Genomic DNA, 22,182 nt, shown 5'->3' on the forward strand with positions numbered 1-22,182 from the left:
TCACAAAGCTTGATTATTTTCTTCATCAAGAACTGCCTGTCTATATGTTGCATCACTGACTTCTTCAAGCCAAGTAACAGCTTTCCCCTCTTTATCTCCGGTCAGTGCAATTTGCACCATCTCACCATTCATATCCGCACCATGCCAATGCTTAACATTCGGAGGACACCAGAGCATATCCCCCGCATGGAGGACAATCGTTTTCCTTCCCCATTCCTGTGCCAGCGCCGTTCCCGATTGAACAATCAACAATTGTCCTGCTGGGTGTATATGCCAATATGTCCTTGCACCTGGCTCAAAAGTGACTGCTCCTCCTGAAAATTTGGCCATCTCATTTTTATCAAAAACACGCGTCACAATGGCTCTTCCTGAAAAATAGGATGCCGGATAGAGGCATATGCTGCATAATAAAACGCAGCATTTCCATATTGTTGTTATATTTCTATGCTGCGTCTATATACTTTTATTTTTGTAATTGAAATTTTTCCTTAAATCAAGAAGATTTCACGATGCAATCGACATTTTTCCAATTAGCAGATATGATCATAAATGTTTTCCGTAGAATACAGTTAGTTTATCAACAGCTTGCTCAACATATTTGGGCACCCAATATGTCTGAATATGAGTTGCTCCCTCTATCAGGAATAATTCCTTGTCCTTTGTGCCAGTTGCCGCGGCAAAACACTGTTTCGTCATATAAAGAGTATCTGCTCTGCTGCCTGCCATCATCAGCAAGGGCTGGTTGATCAGATCCATATTATTAGCTGCATCAAACGTGAATAAATCAAGATTGCTGCTTACTGTATAGCGAAACGTGGAATTCGGATATGCGTGTGTTTTACCGTAATATTCATAGCCTTCACGATACAAATCAGGCATTTTGGCAAGCTGTTCCTCACTCAGATTCTGGTCCAGCATGTCCGGCGTATATTGTACTTCACCGCCGGCAACTTCCTGAGCTCTGGCCGCTGAGGCCTGCTGTAAACGTTCTTGAGTGGTATCTTTCTGCGAATCCATGAATCCATTGCGGCGGACGATGCCCGAATTAAACATACTGAGCGTTGCAACCGCTTTAAAACGTTTGTCCGTTTGCACCGCCTTCAACGTGTAACCGCCGCCACCGCATATTCCTAATGCGCCTATACGCTCCGCATCAACTCCCGGGTAAGAAGAGATCATATCTGCCATACCATGAATGTCTTCAACCCGATAGAAAGGTTTATCAACATTACGCGGAAACCCACCGCTTGCCCCCTGAAAAGAGGCATCTGCAGCAATTGTGATGTAACCATTTTCGGCCATACGCTGTGCATATAAGCCCGCAACTTGTTCCTTAACTCCTCCATTAGGATGTGCGACAACAAGTGCCGGATATTTTTTACTGCCTGCCTTATCATAGCCTGCTGGTGTATACACATTAGCCGAAATCTTTATGCCGTTCAAATCATAAGTGATTGGATGAATATTCACCTGTCCTGAGATATTCTGAGTAATTGCTCCCCGATAAACCAGACCAAACGGATTTTCATTTGGACTTTTAAATGTGCTTGGATCTACTTCCTGAAAAGTTCTTTCTTGCATTGCCACAACAGGATGACTGCCTCTCTCCGCTGACTGTGCACTGATCTGTCCGCCATCCCCAATACTCAGCAACCCTAATGCCAGCACTGCCAGACTTAGTTTCAATTTCAGGTTCATAAAAACTCCTCCTCAAATATTTAGACATAAATATAAGGCTGTTTATCATGTTATTATTATGCAGTAAAATCATCACTCAAGGATATAACGATTATCTCGTATTATTGCCTAATATTATCAAGATTGATTTCCCGAATAACCAAGTCGCATTTTCCCCCTGACTGCTCATATTGACATTTCTTCTTCATTATTAAATAACTGCCGTTTGCCAATCCATATCTATAATATTGCAAAAATTAACACCATTCTATTCTAAACAAAGCACAATTTTATAAAATAGTTCATAAATTATCCCATCATAAAAGTTTCGTTTAATCGGAGTAATCTGTAATAATACTATTCTTTTTCCACGCTTCTACCTGCGCGAGATCTGTGCTGAGAGCATCGCTGACCACCTTGACGGCATCACTTCCCAATATTAATAACTCAGGTGGCTCTAATGAACCAACAGCCTTAATAATTAATTCTGCGCCTTTCTCAGGATCGCCAATCTGATGCCCGTTGGTAACGTCATTGCCAATTCGACGAAGTCCGGCAGTGGCGGCATAATCGTTCATGGCTGTCCGCGACTGTCGCAGAGAACGCCCGGCGAAATCAGTTCTGAATGCGCCTGGTTCAACTATTATTACCGATATACCAAGGGAGGCACACTCTTTCTGAAGACCTCTTGATAATCCTTCAAGGGCACACTTTGTTGCTGCATAGTAACCAGACCCGGGTTCAGTAGTGCGGGCGGCTATAGAGGAGATATTCACGATAGTACCTTTATGTCTCATTCTCATGCCGGGCAGTACCGCTTTCATCAGTGCTACAGGGCCAAAAAAATTTGTAGCAAAAAGTTCCTCCACTTCATCAGCTTCTCCTTCTTCCACTGCGGCGCGATAACCATGTCCTGCATTATTGACAAGAACATCAATTCCACCAAACCGAGATTCACCTTGCCTTATCACTTGCGCAATCTGCTTGTGATTTGTCACGTCCAACTGAAGAGCCAGTGCCGTATCGGGGAAAGTACTGACAATCTCTTGAATTGCAAAAAGATCCCTTGCTGTTACGACTACATTATCTCCGTGTTTCAACACAGCCTGAGCAAGATTTCGGCCAAGGCCGCTCGAACAACCGGTAATCAACCAAGTAGACATAATAAAAAACCTCCTAATATTGTTAATAAGATGTGCGTTCTCTTGCCGATATTCAACTTGCTGAGTGAAAATTTACAATTTAGGTTCCCGCTCCGAATGCTGAAGACAGTTTATTTTCTGTTCGACAAAATGATATTTTTTATCAAACGCTGTTCAAATACGCATTTAAAACTGGATCAATTCCGTCCTTAGCATCACCACATTTTTTCTTTATAGCTTGTTTCGCAGTTACTTATAAACCACTACATTTTTAATTATAAAGTAAATAAAAATGGATCGTTATACCATTATTATCAAAAAATAACCTAATCCTCTCATATTTTCTAAACAAACTGCTGGTTTAGCTGATGCAACCAATATTTCTAACTTTAGTCAAAAAAGTCCCCACTCAAATAAATGTAGGATTAGCTATTGATTAAACAACTACATTAAATTAGCAGGAACTTTACTGCATATAAAATGAATTCATGAGATTTTTACAATTACTATGCCTTTTTTCAAGCATAATTAGTTTTTTGGAGATTATAATTGAGCATATTTTTCTCGTAGACGTTTTATCTCTTCCTTTGGTGGGAGGCCAAACATACGGGAATATTCACGACTGAATTGCGACGGACTTTCATATCCTACCCGAAACGCTGCATCAGCGGCATCTATTGTCTCCGACAATAAGAGTTGCCGTGCTTCCTGCAGCCTCAGTTGTTTTTGAAACTGAATAGGACTCATTGCCGTGATCTCTTTAAAATGTCTGTGAAGTGTAGGTACACTCATATTTGCTATTTTAGCCAGTTCTTCAATTCGAAGCGTCTGATCATAATTCTGCGTAATTTGCTTGACAATTTTTCTTACTTGATAGGCATAGCTTCCCTCTATGGCAAATTGCTTTAATATATTTCCATGCGCTCCCTGCAGAACTCGATAAAAAATCTCTTTTGTAAAGAGTGGTGCAAGTACCGGAATATCCTCAGGAGTGTCTACTAAACGGGCTAATCTGGCTACCGCATCCAACAAAGGCGCTTCAATACGGCAAACATACATAGCATGTTTGTTATCTTCCTTAAGACGAGTTTTTGCTTCGGAAGCATTTATAATTTCGACGATTTGATTAGGTGTAAATTCTAGCTTGAGCGATAAATACGGAACATTTGGCGATGCTTCGATGACTTGTCCAGTAACCGGCAAACCGACAGATGAAATAAGATAGTCAGCCGGACCATATCTAAATCGTTCTGCGGCAAGACAAATTTCTTTTCCTCCTTGAAAGATAATGCATAAGGAAGGTTGATGAAATATATGCCTTGGTTCATTTACCGACGACTGCCGAAAAAAGAACAGCGATGGAACGGCAGTCTCATAGGCACCGTCTTGGACAACGTAGCGTTCAATGAGTCTGGCAAGCTCAGACTGATATTTATTTATTTGTTCAGGCATAAATCTCCCTCCTGTGTCTGCATTTCTTCCAGCTTTATTATAATATTATTCCCCATCATGTAAAACCTATTTATTCTCACTCGGGTAATACTTCATTTATACAGCGCAGCGCATTAAGCGTGCGCGGGAAACCGATGTATGGCATACATTGAGTAGCGGCGGAGATAAGCGTTTTCTTGTCGTTGCCAACATTTATATTGCCCTGAATATGTCCTTTGAGCTGGCTTTCACAGCCGCCTAAGGAGGCAATAATGGCAAAAGTCAAAAGCTCACGCATACGGAGGTCAAGTCCATTACGCGTGTAGGTGTCGCCAAAACAGAAGGCAGAAAGATAATCCTGAATATGCTTTTGATCTTCCGGAGCAGCAGCACGCATTTTATCAATATAATCGCCATAAATTTTCTTTTGAACTGCAAGACCTTTCTCAAAACGATCTTCTTCTGTTACCGTTGTCTGGCTTTCAAGAGGCAGCTTAATTCTCTGCGCTTTTAAAACAGCATTTACGATATGAAGAGCATCAAGCGCCTTGGGAAAACCGACATACGGCGCTGACTGATAGACGGCCTCTTTAATTTCGACAGGCGTTATACCGATACGGAGCGCACCGCCAACATGCATCTTGAAAAGGGTTGTATTCTGAGTGGTTTCCAGTACTACGAGTGTAATAAGCTCACGTTGTTTATCTGTGAGGTTGCCTTGTTGTTCGACTTCACCATAAATAAAACGTTTCATAGTATTCGCAAAATCTGGATCGGTCATTTCCTCAGGAACTTTAGTATTACCAAAAAGTCGTTGATATTTTTCATCACCAGCCTGGACCCTGTCTATTGCTATCGGTGGCTCTTCCATGTTATTATCAGTCGGTTCCGCAGCAGCAGCGGCTGTTCCAATGAAAGTCAAGGTACTCAGGCTGATGGCCGCTATGCGTAAAAATCTCTTTAAAATTTTATAGTCTTTCATAAAAATCAACTCCTGCAATATTATTGAGTAATTTTACAATTAACGCATGCCTATTTTAGCCAACCATGCCTCAACTTCTTTAGGCTCATTAGCTCTAACACCTTCAAGTATTGTGGAATTGGGACAAAGACTCTGTATCGCCGGCATACTTTCCGAAAATTCACTGCTGGCACTCGTGCAAAATGGAATAACCGTCTTACCGGAAAAATTATAGGATTGCAGAAAGGTATAAATGGCCATCGGGGCCGTATGCCACCAAATGGGATACCCGACAAAAATCACATCATAACTGTCCATATTATCGATTTTTGTTGATAATACCGGTCTGGCATTCGTTTCCTTTTCCTGTTTTGCAACCTCAACGCATTCATTATAACCTGTCGGATAAGGCGTTACCGTCTTAATTTCCACAATGTCTCCGCCAACAAGATTATGGATTTGTTCAGCTGCTCTTCGCGTATTTCCTGTCTGAGAAAAATAGGTTACAAGAATTTTTTTACCATTAGTATTCATTGATTTATCTTCCGAAGTTTTTGCATTCGCTGAATCATTCTTATCTGTCACGGTTGATGCCATCTTCTGTTGCGAAGAGGGCGAATTTGCAGCATCACTGCTGCCGCAACCAGCCAGCAAAAAAATCATAAGGCTGGACACGGCCATAATAAACAGCTTCTTCATTTTGATCTCCTTTTTCCGTTATTTATAAGATTTTTTGTAGATTGCGATACAGTCTTCTTTTGCCAGTTGTACACGATCACAGGCGAAGAGTCCGCCCATCGGCCCCATAGCATTTTCCGCCATCTTCGGAAATTCATTTGGCGTAATGCCATAATCGCTCATTTTCAGATCTGCTGCACCGCACTCTTGCAATAGTCTTTCAAGCATTGTGATGAAATCCATAGGTGCTTTGGCATTTTCCATCCCCATAGCTTTAGCCATGCGGATGAAACGATCGTCGCATACATGGTGTTCGATGATATTTGTAAAATAAGCGCGGCTTAACATGATAAGACCTGCTCCGTGCGGTAAGTTTTCGTGATAAGCTGATAAAGCATGCTCTAAGGAGTGCTGGCTCGAAGTTGTGCCGACGCACATAACCGTACCAGACAGAATATTTCCAAATGCCACATGTTCTCTGGCTTTCATATCGCTGCCGTCTTTGACAGCACGTGATAAATAACGTCCGACATTTTCAATTGCAGTAATCGCATACATATCACTCATCAGATTTGCAAATTTTGAAACATAACCTTCGAGGCTGTGGCTTAATGCATCGAATCCTTGATAAGCTGTAAATGCTGCCGGGACACTTTTCATGAGTTCTGGATCCTCAATGCAAATCTTTGGAAAAAGCGCAGGCGTCTTAATACCGACTTTTTCATTTGTGTCCGGGTTGGTAACTACGCAGCCTGCATCAGCTTCTGAGCCGGTTCCCGCCGTTGTACTGATTGCAATAATTGGCAAAGGTTCATTGATAATTGGTTTTTTCTTGCCGGTGCCGCTGGCAACATAATCCCAAAGATCACCGTCATTCACTGCCATGATAGCAATTGCCTTGGCTGAATCAATACAACTGCCACCGCCAAGGGCTACTACGAAATCACAGTTATTTTTCTTTGCAAAAGCCGCACCTTCCATGACTGTCGCCTTTAACGGATTCGGCTGTATCTTATCAAACACATCTGATTTCACACCAGCCAGACGAAGCTGCTCTTCGGTCCGCGTTAAATAACCGTTGCTTCTTGTTGATTTTCCATTGGAAATAACAATGAGCGCTTTCTTGCCAGGTAACTTCTGTTTATGAAGTTCGTTGAGCATTCCGGCACCAAATAAGATTTTTGTAGGTACATACATCGTGAAACTCATAGTTTCAAACAACTCCCTTATCTTGTTTTTCATTAAATTTCAAAACTTTACTCATATTATCTCGCAAATAAAGAAGTAAACGATATATCATTTATCTCAAATCATTGCCCAATTATATCAATATTGCCTAATATTATTACAAAACCGAAAAGTATTCATGCTAATGGGTAAAAGACATCCACTTTATTTTTTATTGAATATATTTATCAGTGATAAATCAGTTTGACAGCCCCATAAATTTACACATCACTGTAAATATTTAATATTGACATCTACATGCTTTTTATGATAGACTTTTCTGGTATGAGTTTGTCTTTCAGGCATACTTAACAACCGCTCAGTGAGGTCAAATAGCGTTTGCTAACCACAACTGGCGAGTATATAATGAGGCAGGTGTAAATTAAATATGTACGCTATCTTTAAAACAGGCGGGAAACAGTACCGTGTGGCTGAAGGTGATACTGTTATAGTAGAAAAACTTGAGGCTGCGGAAGGAGACACTGTAACTTTTGACGAAGTTCTGACAGTGGTCAATGATGCAGATGTAAAAATTGGTACTCCTATAGTTTCTGGAGCCAAAATTACTGCAAAAGTAGAAAAACAAGATAAGGCAAAGAAAATTTTGATTTTCAAATATAAGGCAAAATCAAATTATCGCCGTCGTCAAGGACATCGTCAGCCGTATACTAAACTGACTATCGAAAAAATCGAAGCATAATGATTAAGATAACTGTTTTGCGCAATGCTGATCATAAAACTACGGGGCTGCTGATAACTGGACATGCCGAATTTGCTTCCCATGGCAGGGACATTGTCTGTGCGGCTGTTTCCGCTCTTGCTCAATCAGTTATTTTAAGTTTATTGGAACATGTACAGGCAAAAATTGATTTTAACGTTAAATCGGGACATTTAAATCTTATTTTGCAGGATCCACCGACAGAGCTCACTGAAGCTGTATTTTCAGTTGCTTTACTGGGATTCAGGGAAATAAAAAATGGTAATCCTAAAAACGTCACTATTTTAAACAGCAGGGGGTGAATTAGATGTTTAATTTTGATTTACAGCTTTTCGCTCATAAAAAAGGGGTCAGCAGTACCCGTAACGGACGTGACAGTGCAGCACAGCGCCTTGGTGTAAAAGAACAGGCAGGTACCTTGGTTACGGCAGGAAGTATTTTAGTCCGTCAGAGGGGCACTCATTTTCATCCCGGTCAAAATGTGGGGATTGGCAGAGACGATACCTTATTTGCTAAAATCAACGGTAAAGTTGCTTTTGAACGCAATGGTCGTTATAAAAGACAAATTAGTGTGTATGCAGCTGAATAAATAAAAAAGGCAGGGAAGTTTTCCTGCCTTTTTTATTTATTCAGCAAAAAAACAGTTGCCGCGCAAACGGCAACTGTTTTTTATAAATATATTATATCCTTTTAAATCTCTGTTATAAGTTCAGTAAAATTATGAATATCTTTTTCCGCACCACATTGCAATCCGGTCACGTAATCAAACATCTTTTGAGCAAAAGGCCCAATTTTTCCTTCATTAATGATCATATCCTCGCCCTTATAACTTAAAACACCCACAGGAGAAATAACCGCTGCTGTACCTGAACCGAAGACTTCTTCCAATGTTCCGGCCTTATAAGCAGCTTTAATTTCATCTATAGAGATACGGCGTTCGGATGTAGGATATCCCCATTCTTTTGCTACCTGAAGAACTGTACGGCGTGTGATGCCGCTTAAAATACTGCCGTCTAGTTCAGGAGTTACTATTTCGCCCTTTATCTTAAAAAGAATATTCATCGAACCGACTTCTTCTATATACTTGCGTTCTACCCCATCAAGCCAGAGCGTCTGATCATAACCCTTCTGATGAGCAACAAGACCGGCATGCAGACTTGCTGCATAATTGGCAGGAGTTTTTGCTTCACCAAGACCGCCCTTGGTCGCCCGCACATAAGTGTCTTCAACCATAATTTTCACAGGCGCAAATCCGTGTGCATAATAAGCAGCTACCGGTGACAATATGATATACAGCTTATACGATTTACCGACGCTTACGCCTAAAAAACCATCGTCAGCATAAATAAACGGACGTATATAAAGACTTTGACCGCGCTGATCCGGTACCCAGGCCTTTTCTATAGTAATCAGCTGTTTGAGAGCATTATGTACAAGATCTACATCAACCTGAGGAATATCAAGTATACGTGCAGAATTATTCAATCGATTGAGGTGATCCAGAGGACGAAAAACAACTACCTTATTTCCTTGTCTGAAGGCTTTCATTCCTTCAAAAATAGCCTGTCCGTAATGTATAGTAGCATTAGCCGGACTTACAGAAATATTATCATATGGTATAATCTGGGGATCATGCCATCCCATACCTTCAGTATAGGTCATTTCAAACATGTGATCCGTAAAATGCGTACCAAAACCGATTTTTGATACATCAGGTTTTTCTTTTAAAGCAGCTGCTTTTATAAATTTAACAGTACTCATATAATTATCTCCCATCATTATAGAATGAATACATTATACACCCCTCGTTTTTTAAACGCAAGATAAAAAATTACAAGGTTACATTTGTGCCAATCAACAAAACTGATAAAACAACTTTAAAATCATTAATTTGAACAGAATATTTATATCATTTTACCCGAAGAAAATGCACCAACAGCCAATTCGTCAAATAATCCGTATTTATGAACAATACAGATATCCATTCAGGATGTATATAGCAGAGCTGCACAGCAAAAAGACACTATGACTAAATGTCTTAGTGTCTCTTATAATGCACGGTCAGGCACGTTCGATATAATTGCCGGTGCGAGTATCAATACGCAGCTTATCATTTTCATTGACAAAAAGCGGTACCCGCACTTCATATCCTGTTTCTACTTTTGCCATTTTTGTAGCGCCAGTAGCGGTATCACCTTTTACACTGGGTTCACATTCAACAACTTCCAGCACTACAGAATTTGGTAAAGAAATACCGATTATTTTACCTTTAAAAGTCTGCAGACTTATATCCATATTTTCTTTCAGAAAGTTAAGAGCATCACCAAGCTGTTCCTTGCTGAGTTCGGTTTGTTCAAATGTTTCATTGTCCATGAAAGTATACATTCCGTCACTTTCATATAAAAATTGCATCTGATTGGTTTCAAGATGAGCTGCCGGTAATTTTTCATTGGGATTAAATGTACGTTCGACCACGGCCCCAGTCTGTACATTCTTTATTTTTGTACGCACAAAAGCCGCACCTTTTCCCGGTTTAACGTGTTGAAAATCAACAATCTGCCATACACCATTGTCTATTTCCAGTGTAAGACCTGTACGAAAATCACTGCTTGAAATCATTAAAAATAAACCTCCAAATTAATATTTTATATCTATTTTATCCAAATGTGATACACCGTCCATTAAAAATTTACAGCAGCCATGCACCAATATATTTTACTGCCATACCATCAAGTTTCTTAATGTATCTCTGAAGCTTTGGATAACTTCTTTCATATCAGTTCTAAAACGCCCTAAATTTCCATAAGTTCTTTGGTGCTTTTTGTCAGGATGACAGCTCCACGTTCACCAACCAATGTAGTATCTTCTATTCGTACACCGCCAAAATCAGGAATATATATTCCCGGTTCAACAGTTACAAGCATATCTTTTTTTATAATTACATCCTGAGCCAGCGGAGAAAGACGAGGAAGCTCATGAATTTCCAGACCGACCCCATGCCCAAGCCCGTGACCGTAATTACTGCCATAGCCTGCAGCTTTTATAAAATCCCGCGAAGGTGCATCTATGGTTTTCCCATCGGTTTCGGACTTGATGCTCTTTATCCCCAGGAGTTGTGCCTGCGCAACAATATCGTATATTTTCTTCTGCTTGTCTGATGCTCTGCCCACACATACAGTACGCGTAATATCCGAATGATAGCCTTTATAGACAGCGCCAAAGTCCATTGTAACAAATTCTCCGTCAAGAATCAACTTTTCAGTAGCTGTTCCGTGCGGAAGACTGCCTCTTTTACCGGAAGCAACAATTGTAGTGAAAGCAGGTCTTTCACTGCCAAGCCTGCGCATAGTATGTTCAAGTTCAGCCGCTATATCTATTTCAGAAAGTCCCGGTTTGATATACTCAATTATGTGCTCAAAAGCTTTGTCACTTATCGCGACAGCCTTTTTTATTAATTCTATTTCCTCCGGCTCCTTTTGTATACGCAAGCCGTCCAGATTAATCGGAACAGAGAAATTCACTCCCGGCAGCATCTGACGCAGAGCGTCATAAGATGCATACATAAGTGCATTTGTCTCAAATGCTAATGTTTTTATACCATCAGCACGAATCATCTCACTTATTTTTGTGAGGAGGCCTTTTCTTTGTTCCACAGCAGGAAACTTGCTCTGCTGTGCCGCCTGTTCCAGATAACGCGAATCGGTAATGAGATATTCTTTTTCACGTGTTATTACAAGTGCCGAATCATCCCCATAGAAGCCGCTGAAATAATGAACATTTTCATTTTTATTTACAACTACGGCATCGGCATTTTTTTCCGCCAGAAGTTTTCTTAAACGAAAAAGTCTGTTATTTTCCATTTTTTTTAGCCCCAGTCAGTTCCGTGATAATATATTGCAGTGCAGCAATGTAGCTGCCCACACCCAACCCGCAGATCTGCCCCACTGCCACGGGTGCGATGACCGAATTGCTGCGGAATGCTTCTCTTTTATGAATATTAGACAAATGCACTTCTATCACAGGAGTCCGCACAGAAGCAATAGCATCACGAATAGCAATACTATAATGTGTAAATGCACCGGCATTTAAAATAATATAGTCGTAATCCGACGACTGCTGAATTGCCTCTATCAACTCGCCTTCATAATTGCTTTGTTTAAAATTAATGCCGATACCGGCCTTATCGGCATCTTCCTTGAGTAAATTATTTATGTCTGCAAGAGTTGCCGAGCCATATATTTCGGGTTCCCGTGTACCCAAAAGATTAAGATTTGGACCATGCAGAACAAGAACTTTTTTCATAATAACCACTATCCATTTACGTATTTTATATATTGTTAATATTTTATATCAAAACCGCTGTCGCCGTCTACCATATTTATGGATTTTATATCTATAGCAGTAACTTTTATAAATATATTACCCTTTTTTATTTCAGAAAAAAAGGCATTCAAATGTACATTATCTCCCTGTACCTCCATTGTGACAGTGCCATCAGCCATATTCATTACCCAGCCCGACAGCCCATACTGCTTACCAATGGATTGAACAAAATAACGGAATCCCACCCCCTGCACCCGTCCGGATGCTTTGGCAAAGTATCTTTCCATACATTTCCTCTTTCTGCTGTACGATCTTTATGCCTGACAAGCTTTTTTTATCAGACAAAAGGTCTTGTGATATCACGCCGCAATATCGCACCGGATTCTACCGGATGCTCCATCTTCATTTTGATTATCTGCTGCGGATGTGGAGCCGTATCGATATTTTCTCCCTCATCATTTTTCATTATGTGGATATTCTGATAATATGACGGCCCATGTGGTTGAAATACCTCAATATACTGACCAAGCTTCATATTGTTTCGCTGTTCTATCGTTGCGAAGCTTGTTTCCTCATCATAAGATAAAACCATTCCGATAAAATCGGCTGTCTGTGTATAAGAAGATGTATCATATACATGTCCGTCATGATCCGGCTTAGCCAGAAGAAAGCCTGCCGTATATTGTCTGTGGGATATCTTAGCCAAGTCATTGCGCCATTTTTTCTGCATCTGCTTAAAAAGGATAGGATCTTTATAATAAGTATCTATGGCCTCTCTATACGCTTTAACGACACCCGCAACGTAATAAACACTTTTCATTCGCCCTTCTATTTTTAGACTGTTTACTCCGCTGTTAATTACTTTATCCAAATAGGGCAGCAGACACATATCCTTTGAATTGAAAATATAACTGCCTCTGCTGTCTTCTTCAACAGGATAATATTCTCCCGGTCTCTTTTCCTCAACAAGAGAATAATTCCAACGGCATGCCTGAGCACATGCCCCCTTATTTGAATCACGGCCGGTCATATAGTTGCTCATAACGCAACGGCCCGAATAGGAAATGCACATAGCGCCATGTACGAATATTTCAAGCTCAGCAGATGATTTTTGTCTTATAGTCTGTATTTCTCTTAGAGAAAGCTCTCTGGCGAGAACTACTCTGCCGGCTCCCATAGCTGACCACGCATTCACAGAAGCCCAATTTGTTGTATTAGCCTGTGTACTTACATGCAGCGGAATTTCCGGTATCGTTTGTCTGGCCATAGCAAACACTCCGGGATCGGAAATAAGAACACCATCCACAGCAAGTTCTGCCAGTTCGCGCAAATAATCCGGAATACCGGCTAAATCTTCATTATGGGCAAAGATATTGACTGTCACATACACTTTTTTACCCTTGTCATGAGCAAATTTTATGCCTTCGCTCATTTCCTGCACAGAAAAATTGCCGCCGTAGGAACGCAGTCCGAACTTCTTTCCGCCCAAATAAACCGCATCAGCACCATATAAAATGGCTATTTTCAATTTCTCCAGATTTCCTGCCGGAGCAAGCAATTCTGCTCTTCCGTTTAATTCAAATTTGTTTTTTTGAAACAGCAAGCCCATCCCCTTCATAATATATCGTAGTTTTGAAATATCTGTTAGCTTTTATTTCACAAATATATTCTCTAAGCCTTTTAACTATTGTTTTGTAACGGCGAGGCGGTTTTCCCACGCTTTCCACATAACCACGGAAAAGCACATTATCAGAAACTATCGTTCCACCCGCAGACAGCAACGGCAGAACAGCATGCAAATATCGAACATATTGGCCTTTAGCCGCATCAATAAAAATGAAATCAAACTTCCCCGATAATGTAGTGAGAGTCTCGGCCGCATCTCCTTTTAGCAAAGTTATATTATTGTGATAAGGCGATCTGGAAAAAAAACTCTCTGCTGTCTTTATTCGTTTATCATCTATTTCCAATGTAATAATCTCTGCATCAGCGGAAATACTATATGCCAAAAGAAGTGCCGAATAGCCGATAGCTGTTCCTATTTCTAAAATACGACGCGGCTTTTCCTCAGCTGCTGTTTTACACAAAATCCTGGCAGCCTGATCTCGTATGATAGGTACCTTATATGTTAAGGCATATTCGCGCATTTCATTCAATAAATTTTCCATTTTGAAAATCCAATCTAAAAATATCACTCAATATTGTTGACGTTAATAAGATGTTCCTGATATGTGCGGCTATAATGATTATGGCCCTCACTATCTGCCACAAAATACAGATAATCATTCATCTGCGGATACAAAACGGCTCTTACAGAGGCAATACCCGGATTATCCACAGCTCCCGGCGGCAATCCGTAATGTATATATGTATTATAAGGTGAATCTATTTTAGTATCCTTTATAGATACATTCTCTTTGCGTTCAATCATCGCATATTGAATAGTCGTATCAGACTGCAGAGGCATATTTATTTTCAACCTATTGAAAAAAACCTGGGCTATAAGCGGACGGTCCTCATTAAATTTAGCTTCCGCTTCAACAAGTGACGCCATGACCACCAGTTCATGCATGGAAAGATTCATCTGCTTTGCTCTTTCACGAAGACTTGCATCAATTTTTTTATCAAACTCACCTGTCATAGCATCTATTACCTTTTTTGCCGGAGTATCCTCAATAAATTCATATGTATCGGGAAAAAGATAACCTTCAAGTTTATACTTCACATTCGGGTCACTGTTTTGCATATATTCATAGGGAATATATTTTTTTGCCAAAGTCAGAAAATCCTGTTTCGAAGTAATTTTTTTTCTTTCCAAGAGATCTGCTATTTGCTCCACAGTATAACCTTCCGGAACAGTCACCCTTATTATTACAGTCTGCGGTCCCTTGATTAATTCATCCATCACTGCACTGCTGCTCATGCCGCGGTGCAGAACATATTCCCCGACCTTCATGCCTTTGTCGAGTCCTTTAAGCTGTGCCAGTATCTTAAAATATACATCATGATATATTATATTCTTATCCTTAAGCAATTCCGCTATTTGAGAGGTACGCATTCCCGGTTTGACATTAATGACAATCTGCTCCTGGTCATCTGCCGGAGTGATCGAATGAAAACCGATAAGTACAGTTAACATAAATAGAAAAAACACACCTATTACGTATTTTAAAGGAATACTAAATATTTTATCATTTTTTACATACAAAAAAATTCTTTTGCCATATTTTTCAATATTTTGCAGAATATCGGACAAAATTATCCCTCCGCACAGATTATCATTCTATTTAAATCAGCAAAGACCGCTTTTCATCAAAATGATCACCGCATTCTGCAGCAAGACATCACTTACTATCTGAATCTTTGCTGAATACATTATCCTATATAAAAAGATTTTATGCAAATTTTTATTTTGATCGCAGCACAAAGCTTTTTTATACATCTTTTTTGTATTTTGCCGGAATAGCATCCAAGAACCGGCTTACAGTATTTTTTCGACCATGCTCGCTGATTTTGCTTCTGCTTATATAAAGATGTTTTTTAGCACGTGTGAGTGCGACATAAAAAAGTCTTTTCTCTTCCTCAAGACTGCCTTCTTTTATTGCTAAATATGCCGGAAAAATCCCGTCCTGCATTCCGGCAAGAAAAACATAATCAAACTCGGAACCCTTGGCCTGATGCACGGTAATTATAGGTATTCGATCAATAGCAGAAATCATGCGGTCCATTTCACTATTGGACAATGCCGTTATTTTCAATAATTCTGCCAGACAATCACGCGGAGCCGTGCCAGCATTATCATTATATTTAGCTATAAGGTAAAATTCACGTATATGATCAATTTTCTCCGGTTGATTTTGATAAAATTCCTTTATTTTAGTCACGTTCATTATTTTGGCGATAAGTTCATATGGTCTCAAAATAAAACTATTTTCAATTAGCTCATTCAGCTTTACAGCCATCCAGCGAAATTGATCAACATGTTCTCTCAAATACTCTCTTCGCAGCGAAGCAGTTGGGATGATATCATTTTTTATAGCATGCATAAGCAGTGAAGCCGTTGCCATCACATCATCAAATGCATTGTGAGTCGGTTTTTCTTCTATAGAAAAATAATCGCTTAAAAAAGAGAGCTTATGGTTTGGTAAATTAGGATAGAATCTTCTATATATATCCAGAGTATCATAGCTGGTCAAAAATTCTGGTTTCGGTAAATTCATTCTATTCAGCTGACTGCCAAAAATACTTATATCATAGCTTACATTATGCCCTACTATCACTGCTCCGATAGAAAATTCCCGGAAAGCGGCAAGTATTTTTTCGGGAGGTTCGCCATTTTTTTCCAAATATTCATCAGAAAAGCCATGCACATAATATGATGTTCCGACCGTTTTTATTGGTTTTAATATATGGACAAATCGCTCTTTGATCTTCCCCTCATGATCCAGCCTGACCGCAGCGATTTGGATTATTTCATCCCTGCTGGTATCAGTTCCTGTGCTTTCAACATCAAAAACGATAATTTTTTCCTCTTGCACTGCCTGTAAAAGAAGACAGAAGGGATCATTGTCATCTTTGTATGTTCTTTCATCAATAAAATCCACCAGACTGATGCCAACTTTTCTATATGCAGCTGACTGTACCGTATCTATCGTCTTTTCACCGATCCCAACTGCGAATTTTTTCAAAATTCTTTGCAAACTGCTGCTGTCATATCTATTCATCAGTAATTTAAGGAACGCCATAACATCTTTTATTTCCTGACGCCTGAAAAACTTAAATTCATCGACCATTATAAAATCAATTCTTTTTTCTCGCTGCACATTTTCGTTTAAATTGTTTAAGTAGCGGCTCAATCGTTCATTATATTTATTGCTGCGTGTTAAAATACATATTCGACACCTGTCGGACTTACCCAGCTGCTGTATTTCATCGAATATCCATGCCGCTTCATTCTCGGCATTTTCAGCTTCTTTGACGGTTATTTTTTCACCCTGCAGCCCATTTGCTGATTTTACTGCCGATTTATATACTTTACGCACGCTTTTGCCGAATAAATTTTCCAGGCAGTCATATGATGCATTCAATAAAATTCTGGTTGAACGGTAGTTTTCATCAAAAGCGATTGTAACCGGTTTATAATCAATTTTATATTTGTGCAGAATTGATTCGGGATCAGACCCGCGCCATTCATAAATAGTTTGAAAATAATCACCGCACAGCAGGATATTGTTATGTACAAACAGACGGGATAAAATATCATATTCCAAGCTGCTGGTGTCCTGCATCTCGTCTATATTGATATATTTATATCTGTGCCGCCATATTTTTACTACTGCATCATCTTTAAATAATTCGTATGTCCGAACAATGAGGTCTGTAAAGTCAAGCCCATGCATATCAGCTAACTGCCTGTTATAATCAGTCACTATATCCGCACCATTTTGTTTCACTGCCTCCAGCATTCTTTCATCCTGATAATATTGGGCCGTTACACATATGTTGCTTATTTTATCAATTTGTTCAACGAATAAACGTTTTATTACATTGGCATAATCACTCTTCATATCATCTGTACAATAATCATAAACCGCCCGATATTGTTTGACCAAATCAATAAAATATTGCAATGCCTTATTTGAAGCTATCCCATAGAAATTTACTTTTCGCACAACTTCCTGGCAGTCATCTTCATCAAAAATGATAAAATCAGTAAATAAATCCGAATTTTTTTTCGCTTCAGCTTTAATTACATCATAGCAAAAACTATGAAAAGTACATATTTTTACTCCGGCACCTTTTTGGGCAAGTAGTATCGAGATACGTTCCTTTATCTCTCCGCAGGCCTTATTAGTAAAAGTAAGACACAATATTTCTTCCGGCAGCGCCTTTTCTTTATCTATTATGGCAGCTATTCTGTATATGAGCGTATTTGTTTTTCCTGTACCGGCAGAAGCACTGAGAAGTACATTATGCTCAAGCTCATTCACCACTTCCATCTGTTTATCATTTAATATTTTATCCATGTTGCTCCCATATTATCACTCTATGCATTTTACTGCTAAACAAATATATATTGTAATCTTCTGCCGGAAACATTGTGCAAAGCACTATTCTCATTAAAAAAGCTCCAGCTGCCCTCATATAAAACTCTTCAATCTTATACAGGGGTGAACCGGAGCTCGTGATACCATCCTTATTTACGTTCCTCCCCCGCCCAGCTATAATACGTTTACCGCACTATGAGCTCGTACACTTATTGTAAGCAAAAACGAGTTAATCGTCAACATTATCAATGCTTTCAATATTTTTAGTTCACGCAATCCACTGCTTTTCCATATTCATATCATCGTTCTTTACATCAGCAGCATAATATTTTGCTATCAATACCGTTATAACAATGACGCGTGCTCTCCGGGGATTATCATTCAAGCTTCTGTTCAAAACATTGCCTCTGGTCTGAAGTAATACTCTGTTCAACTAAATCTTTTGACATACGCGCATATTCTTTTTCTGATACGAAATCTCCGCTCACAGCATAATAAAAATAGAAAAAAAGGCAGAAAAAACTTCCTGCCAAAAGTATTATTAGTATATTAAGCAACCTCTTCATAAAATCAGCCTCTTTTTTGCAAAAATAACAGCAGATAATATGTCCCCGCAGAGCATCCTCCGAAAATTATCAAATAGTCAAATAAAAATCTCTCTAAAGACAGTTTTGCAGAAATAAAATCGTCAGAATGCTGGTATTTCAAACAATTTTTTAAAAGTTCAACCCTTGAAGCCATTTTTTGATATTATCGCTTTCTTTTGGTGCTGTATCATCCCAAACAGCAAGTCCTGCCAGGATATCTGCATCTGGCTGCAGCTCTTTAATTTTATTATCAATACCGGACAAGCCACTTCCTTTATGAGTGGTAAACGGAATAATCACCTTGCCCGATAAATCATGCTGCGTGAGAAATGTACGTATCGGCGGAGCGAAAGTATACCACCAAACCGGCGTGCCTATAAAAATTACATCATAATAATTCGTATCGATATCCTGTTTTAATTCGGGTGTATAGCCTGAATTTACTTCCTGTTTTGCTTGCGCTACAACAGTATCATAATCTGTGGGATACGGATTTTTGGGTTCGATCTCAAACAAATCTCCTCCCGTATTTTGCTGAATAATTTGGGCAAATTGCTGAGTATGCTTTGTATGAGAAAAATAAGCTATCAAAATCTTTTTCCCTCTCAAATTGCTTGTTTCACTATTTTCTGCTGATGCCGTTTCTTTTTCAGGCACAGTACCATTTACCGGCTCCTGCTGTACAGCTGCGGCTTTTTCGTCCGTTTGACTGCCGCAGCCTGAGACCAATAAAAACAGTCCAAGCATTATCATTAAATAAATTTTTTTTTGTTTCAAACGCATTATCTGCTCCTCCGTTTCAATTTGCCTTATTTTATTCGCATCAAAAATATATTGTAAATAAACCGATACTGTGCATTTAATCATTCAAGTTTGACTGGTATAATTTTTTTAATACTCTCCTGCTTTTCCTTATAGACACATTTTAAAAATAGCTTCAACATCTGCTGGTGTCAGCTTTTTATATCCTGACAGTATTCCATTGGAACAAGCTTTCTTTGCCATAATAGAAAAATTCTTATCATCAATGCCAAGATCAGATAATTTGCTTTTAAGACCCAATGTATCAAATAGAAAGTCTTTAAATTTCGCTATAGCTGCCTTTGCCCCAGCCATATCAGAGAGTGCAGCGTCAACACCAAAAACATTTACACCAAAATTTTTGAATTGCGGTGCTGTTGTCTCATCCAAAATATATTCCATCCAGCGCGGTGCAAGAATTGCCAGACCGTGTCCATGCGTTATATCATAAAATGCCGAAACTTCATGTTCGATCATATGACATGTTGGAGCCATAACCGTTCCTGTACCAAGAAAGCCATTAAGTGCCCATGAAGCCGCCCACATTAAATTAGCACGTGCTTCATAATCATCTGGTTTACTGATAGCAATAGGTGCATATTTTATCACAGTCTTAATGATTTCTTCCATAATACGATCAATCATATCCATTTTGCCTTCCGGATCGGCAAAATAGAAACAATCAAATATGTGCAAAAGTATATCTGCACTTCCGCAGGCAGTTTGATAAGCACTGACTGAAAAAGTATTGGCCGGATCAAGAAAAGAAACCTTCGGCTGAAGCAGCGGATGCACCAATCCCAGCTTTTCATTTGTTTCCATATTGCTGATAACACCGCCGCAGTCCATTTCCGAACCGGTCGCTGCGATCGTTAATACTGTAAATAGCGGAAGAGCTTGAGTTACTGGTACTTTTCCGCTGACAATATCCCAGCTGTCACCGTCATAATATCTCGCCGCAGCAATTGCCTTAGAGCAGTCAATAGTTGAACCTCCGCCCACGGCAAGAATAATATCAATTTGTTCTTTTTTACAAATCGCTGCCCCTTTATTTACAGTCGTATGCCTTGGATTCGGTTCAACGCCGGCCAACTCAAATACTGTCAATTTATTTTTCTTGAGCTCTTTCATGACACTATCATAAAGACCGATACGCTTAATTGACCCTCCTCCGTATACCAGCAGTATACGTGAACCATGTAATTTTATCTCCTCCCCTAAATGATTTAACTGATTCTGCCCAAAATAAATTTTAGTCGTGTTTTGAAAAACAAAATTTTTCATTTTAAATTATCCTTTCTTCTTATACGATGACTTCATTGCAGCATTTTCTCATGTAGACAGCGGTTTGAAATTCCTATAAAGTACGCCTCCTGTTTTTATATAATTATTCAGTTTTATTCTGGATTAATTTTATCGTATCACTTGAAGCTAACTCCATCGCAAGTGTTTTTAAAAAATAAAGGAAAAAATTCGAAAAATTATTTGCTTATGATATCAGTTGATGCTGCCAACTCTTCCTGTGCTTTATATTCATCAATTCGCTTTTCCAAACATTCAATAGTAGCTTTCAATGCCTGTGAACCAAATACAATACGAAGCGGCGCAGGGTTTTGTCCTGTACTTTCAATAATACGCGCAGCCATTTTTACAGGATCACCGGGTGCCAGATTCTTGGAAGCATCCAGCATATCTAAAAATGCATGAGAAGACTTATATTCCGGCATGAGATTTGCTATTTTTGCACTGCCGTAGCGGAACTCTGTACGTGCCCCACCCGGTTCAACAATAGTCATGCCTATGCCAAACTGGGCCATTTCCTGAGCTACCGATTCACAAAAACCTTCTATCCCGAATTTTGTCGCGTGATACATAGAATTCGCCGGATAAGCAACTTGCCCGCCGTATGATGATATCTGAATAATCCGTCCTCTCTGCTGCAGCCGCATATAGGGGAGTGCCGAACGGATTATCTGAATCGATCCGACAAGATTTGTCGCCAGAATATGATCAACTTGAGCATCTGAAAGCTCTTCGGCACAGCCAAAAAGTCCATAACCTGCATTGCTGATAACCACATCAATTTCTCCGTATTTTTCAAAGGCTTCAGAAACCGTACGATGTACTGCCGGAACATCGGTCACATCAAGCAGCTGACAATCAAAGGTATCCGGATATCTTACAATCAGGTCCTTCATTTTCTTCCGGCTGCGAACGGTGCCGATAACCCGGTCTCCCTGTGCCAATATCTGTCTTGTCATCTCATTGCCAAACCCGCTGGATACACCAGTGATAAACCAAGTACGCATTTTATATTTCCTCCAAATTTTTATTCATTCTGTATATCAACCTTTTTCCTATTTTTATTTTATGTGCCCTGATACTCTGAATCAATTCCGATTTTCCATACTTTCCATAAGAAAAACTTATTTATTTTGTTGTATAAAATTTGTTGACAATATTACTGAAAATGAATAATCTATTATCACTTGTCCGTTAAGTAAAAAACTATTAAATGACTGGGCCTCATATTAACGGAAATAGGCAAAACGCCTCCATTATTTCTGGAAGCGTTTTGCCTATTTTTATC

23 protein-coding genes are annotated in these 22,182 nt (G+C 39.4%); 3 read left to right on the plus strand and 20 right to left on the minus strand.

The annotated features are described in order from the left end of the window. The 7 genes from I6758_RS03855 to I6758_RS03885 form a co-directional block, all read right to left on the minus strand. Entirely contained in the window at positions 1–438 is a 438-nt protein-coding gene (locus tag I6758_RS03855) for a (R)-mandelonitrile lyase (protein WP_456291235.1), read from the minus strand. A 105-nt stretch (positions 439–543) separates the two neighbouring features. Next, entirely contained in the window at positions 544–1,698 is a 1,155-nt protein-coding gene (locus I6758_RS03860; protein ID WP_231038494.1) for an alpha/beta hydrolase, read from the minus strand. Positions 1,699–2,009: 311 nt separating this feature from the next. Beyond that, positions 2,010–2,840 carry an oxidoreductase gene (locus tag I6758_RS03865; RefSeq protein ID WP_196603888.1) on the minus strand — a complete coding sequence of 277 codons (831 nt, stop codon included), beginning with the start codon at positions 2,838–2,840 and terminating at the stop codon, positions 2,010–2,012. Positions 2,841–3,362: 522 nt separating this feature from the next. Further along, complete coding sequence (locus I6758_RS03870; protein WP_196603889.1) at positions 3,363–4,271, minus strand: AraC family transcriptional regulator; 909 nt, start codon at positions 4,269–4,271, stop codon at positions 3,363–3,365. Positions 4,272–4,347: 76 nt separating this feature from the next. Next, positions 4,348–5,232 (minus strand): carboxymuconolactone decarboxylase family protein, encoded by an 885-nt coding sequence (locus tag I6758_RS03875; RefSeq protein ID WP_196603890.1) that lies wholly within the window; start codon positions 5,230–5,232, stop codon positions 4,348–4,350. A 39-nt stretch (positions 5,233–5,271) separates the two neighbouring features. Continuing rightward, the gene (locus tag I6758_RS03880; RefSeq protein ID WP_196603891.1) at positions 5,272–5,910 is read right to left on the minus strand and encodes a flavodoxin; all 639 of its coding nucleotides are present in this window, start codon (positions 5,908–5,910) and stop codon (positions 5,272–5,274) included. Positions 5,911–5,928: 18 nt separating this feature from the next. Then, positions 5,929–7,098 carry an iron-containing alcohol dehydrogenase gene (locus tag I6758_RS03885; RefSeq protein WP_196603892.1) on the minus strand — a complete coding sequence of 390 codons (1,170 nt, stop codon included), beginning with the start codon at positions 7,096–7,098 and terminating at the stop codon, positions 5,929–5,931. A gap of 406 nt (positions 7,099–7,504) precedes the next feature. On the opposite strand from I6758_RS03885, the gene rplU reads away from it, so the two are divergent. Genes rplU through rpmA form a run of 3 tightly spaced genes read left to right on the plus strand, consistent with a single transcriptional unit; the run spans position 7,505 to position 8,423 of the window. Beyond that, complete coding sequence (rplU, locus tag I6758_RS03890) at positions 7,505–7,816, plus strand: 50S ribosomal protein L21 (RefSeq protein ID WP_196603893.1); 312 nt, start codon at positions 7,505–7,507, stop codon at positions 7,814–7,816. Continuing rightward, positions 7,816–8,136, plus strand: coding sequence for a ribosomal-processing cysteine protease Prp (locus I6758_RS03895; protein ID WP_196603894.1), 321 nt, complete (start codon positions 7,816–7,818; stop codon positions 8,134–8,136). Before rplU ends, I6758_RS03895 begins: the two co-directional genes overlap by 1 nt. Positions 8,137–8,141: 5 nt before the next feature. After that, on the plus strand, positions 8,142–8,423 hold the full coding sequence (gene rpmA, locus I6758_RS03900) for a 50S ribosomal protein L27 (RefSeq protein WP_196603895.1): 282 nt from the start codon (positions 8,142–8,144) through the stop codon (positions 8,421–8,423). A 101-nt stretch (positions 8,424–8,524) separates the two neighbouring features. On the opposite strand, the gene I6758_RS03905 is transcribed toward rpmA, so the two are convergent. From I6758_RS03905 to I6758_RS03965, 13 genes are all read right to left on the minus strand, one after another. After that, positions 8,525–9,595, minus strand: a complete 1,071-nt coding sequence (locus tag I6758_RS03905; RefSeq protein WP_196603896.1) for a branched-chain amino acid aminotransferase — start codon at positions 9,593–9,595, stop codon at positions 8,525–8,527. A gap of 300 nt (positions 9,596–9,895) precedes the next feature. After that, positions 9,896–10,453: an elongation factor P gene (efp, locus tag I6758_RS03910; RefSeq protein WP_196603897.1), complete on the minus strand. Its 558-nt coding sequence runs from the start codon at positions 10,451–10,453 to the stop codon at positions 9,896–9,898. A gap of 173 nt (positions 10,454–10,626) precedes the next feature. After that, a complete protein-coding gene (locus tag I6758_RS03915; RefSeq protein WP_196603898.1) occupies positions 10,627–11,694 on the minus strand; it encodes a M24 family metallopeptidase in 1,068 nt (355 codons plus the stop codon). Then, the gene (gene aroQ / locus I6758_RS03920) at positions 11,684–12,136 is read right to left on the minus strand and encodes a type II 3-dehydroquinate dehydratase (RefSeq protein WP_196603899.1); all 453 of its coding nucleotides are present in this window, start codon (positions 12,134–12,136) and stop codon (positions 11,684–11,686) included. The genes I6758_RS03915 and aroQ overlap by 11 nt, the downstream gene beginning before the upstream one ends. Before the next feature lie 35 nt (positions 12,137–12,171). Next, on the minus strand, positions 12,172–12,444 hold the full coding sequence (locus I6758_RS03925; RefSeq protein ID WP_196603900.1) for an acylphosphatase: 273 nt from the start codon (positions 12,442–12,444) through the stop codon (positions 12,172–12,174). Between the two features lie 50 nt (positions 12,445–12,494). Continuing rightward, positions 12,495–13,760, minus strand: coding sequence for a peptidase U32 family protein (locus I6758_RS03930; RefSeq protein WP_231038495.1), 1,266 nt, complete (start codon positions 13,758–13,760; stop codon positions 12,495–12,497). Further along, a complete protein-coding gene (locus I6758_RS03935; RefSeq protein ID WP_196603902.1) occupies positions 13,735–14,325 on the minus strand; it encodes an O-methyltransferase in 591 nt (196 codons plus the stop codon). Before I6758_RS03935 ends, I6758_RS03930 begins: the two co-directional genes overlap by 26 nt. Positions 14,326–14,348: 23 nt before the next feature. Then, a complete protein-coding gene (gene mltG / locus I6758_RS03940; RefSeq protein ID WP_196603903.1) occupies positions 14,349–15,413 on the minus strand; it encodes an endolytic transglycosylase MltG in 1,065 nt (354 codons plus the stop codon). 178 nt (positions 15,414–15,591) lie between these two features. Continuing rightward, complete coding sequence (locus tag I6758_RS03945; RefSeq protein ID WP_196603904.1) at positions 15,592–18,183, minus strand: 3'-5' exonuclease; 2,592 nt, start codon at positions 18,181–18,183, stop codon at positions 15,592–15,594. A gap of 289 nt (positions 18,184–18,472) precedes the next feature. Further along, entirely contained in the window at positions 18,473–18,637 is a 165-nt protein-coding gene (locus I6758_RS03950) for a hypothetical protein (RefSeq protein WP_196603905.1), read from the minus strand. Positions 18,638–18,920: 283 nt separating this feature from the next. Then, positions 18,921–19,574 carry a flavodoxin gene (locus I6758_RS03955; RefSeq protein WP_196603906.1) on the minus strand — a complete coding sequence of 218 codons (654 nt, stop codon included), beginning with the start codon at positions 19,572–19,574 and terminating at the stop codon, positions 18,921–18,923. 129 nt (positions 19,575–19,703) lie between these two features. Beyond that, positions 19,704–20,876 (minus strand): iron-containing alcohol dehydrogenase, encoded by a 1,173-nt coding sequence (locus I6758_RS03960; protein WP_196603907.1) that lies wholly within the window; start codon positions 20,874–20,876, stop codon positions 19,704–19,706. A gap of 197 nt (positions 20,877–21,073) precedes the next feature. Next, a complete protein-coding gene (locus I6758_RS03965; protein WP_196603908.1) occupies positions 21,074–21,901 on the minus strand; it encodes an SDR family oxidoreductase in 828 nt (275 codons plus the stop codon). Positions 21,902–22,182 lie beyond the last annotated feature (281 nt).

Source organism: Pectinatus haikarae (assembly GCF_015732185.1).
In the GTDB taxonomy this organism is placed as follows: domain Bacteria; phylum Bacillota; class Negativicutes; order Selenomonadales; family Selenomonadaceae; genus Pectinatus; species Pectinatus haikarae.

What these genes read in the sequence shown, in the direction of transcription:
- I6758_RS03860 (WP_231038494.1), bottom strand. Translation starts at nt 1,698, where the DNA reads ATGAACCTGAAATTGAAACTAAGTCTGGCAGTGCTGGCATTAGGGTTG.
- I6758_RS03865 (WP_196603888.1), bottom strand. Translation starts at nt 2,840, where the DNA reads ATGTCTACTTGGTTGATTACCGGTTGTTCGAGCGGCCTTGGCCGAAAT.
- I6758_RS03870 (WP_196603889.1), bottom strand. Translation starts at nt 4,271, where the DNA reads ATGCCTGAACAAATAAATAAATATCAGTCTGAGCTTGCCAGACTCATT.
- I6758_RS03875 (WP_196603890.1), bottom strand. Translation starts at nt 5,232, where the DNA reads ATGAAAGACTATAAAATTTTAAAGAGATTTTTACGCATAGCGGCCATC.
- I6758_RS03880 (WP_196603891.1), bottom strand. Translation starts at nt 5,910, where the DNA reads ATGAAGAAGCTGTTTATTATGGCCGTGTCCAGCCTTATGATTTTTTTG.
- I6758_RS03885 (WP_196603892.1), bottom strand. Translation starts at nt 7,098, where the DNA reads ATGAGTTTCACGATGTATGTACCTACAAAAATCTTATTTGGTGCCGGA.
- rplU (WP_196603893.1), top strand. Translation starts at nt 7,505, where the DNA reads ATGTACGCTATCTTTAAAACAGGCGGGAAACAGTACCGTGTGGCTGAA.
- I6758_RS03895 (WP_196603894.1), top strand. Translation starts at nt 7,816, where the DNA reads ATGATTAAGATAACTGTTTTGCGCAATGCTGATCATAAAACTACGGGG.
- rpmA (WP_196603895.1), top strand. Translation starts at nt 8,142, where the DNA reads ATGTTTAATTTTGATTTACAGCTTTTCGCTCATAAAAAAGGGGTCAGC.
- I6758_RS03905 (WP_196603896.1), bottom strand. Translation starts at nt 9,595, where the DNA reads ATGAGTACTGTTAAATTTATAAAAGCAGCTGCTTTAAAAGAAAAACCT.
- efp (WP_196603897.1), bottom strand. Translation starts at nt 10,453, where the DNA reads ATGATTTCAAGCAGTGATTTTCGTACAGGTCTTACACTGGAAATAGAC.
- I6758_RS03915 (WP_196603898.1), bottom strand. Translation starts at nt 11,694, where the DNA reads ATGGAAAATAACAGACTTTTTCGTTTAAGAAAACTTCTGGCGGAAAAA.
- aroQ (WP_196603899.1), bottom strand. Translation starts at nt 12,136, where the DNA reads ATGAAAAAAGTTCTTGTTCTGCATGGTCCAAATCTTAATCTTTTGGGT.
- I6758_RS03925 (WP_196603900.1), bottom strand. Translation starts at nt 12,444, where the DNA reads ATGGAAAGATACTTTGCCAAAGCATCCGGACGGGTGCAGGGGGTGGGA.
- I6758_RS03935 (WP_196603902.1), bottom strand. Translation starts at nt 14,325, where the DNA reads ATGGAAAATTTATTGAATGAAATGCGCGAATATGCCTTAACATATAAG.
- I6758_RS03945 (WP_196603904.1), bottom strand. Translation starts at nt 18,183, where the DNA reads ATGGATAAAATATTAAATGATAAACAGATGGAAGTGGTGAATGAGCTT.
- I6758_RS03955 (WP_196603906.1), bottom strand. Translation starts at nt 19,574, where the DNA reads ATGCGTTTGAAACAAAAAAAAATTTATTTAATGATAATGCTTGGACTG.
- I6758_RS03960 (WP_196603907.1), bottom strand. Translation starts at nt 20,876, where the DNA reads ATGAAAAATTTTGTTTTTCAAAACACGACTAAAATTTATTTTGGGCAG.
- I6758_RS03965 (WP_196603908.1), bottom strand. Translation starts at nt 21,901, where the DNA reads ATGCGTACTTGGTTTATCACTGGTGTATCCAGCGGGTTTGGCAATGAG.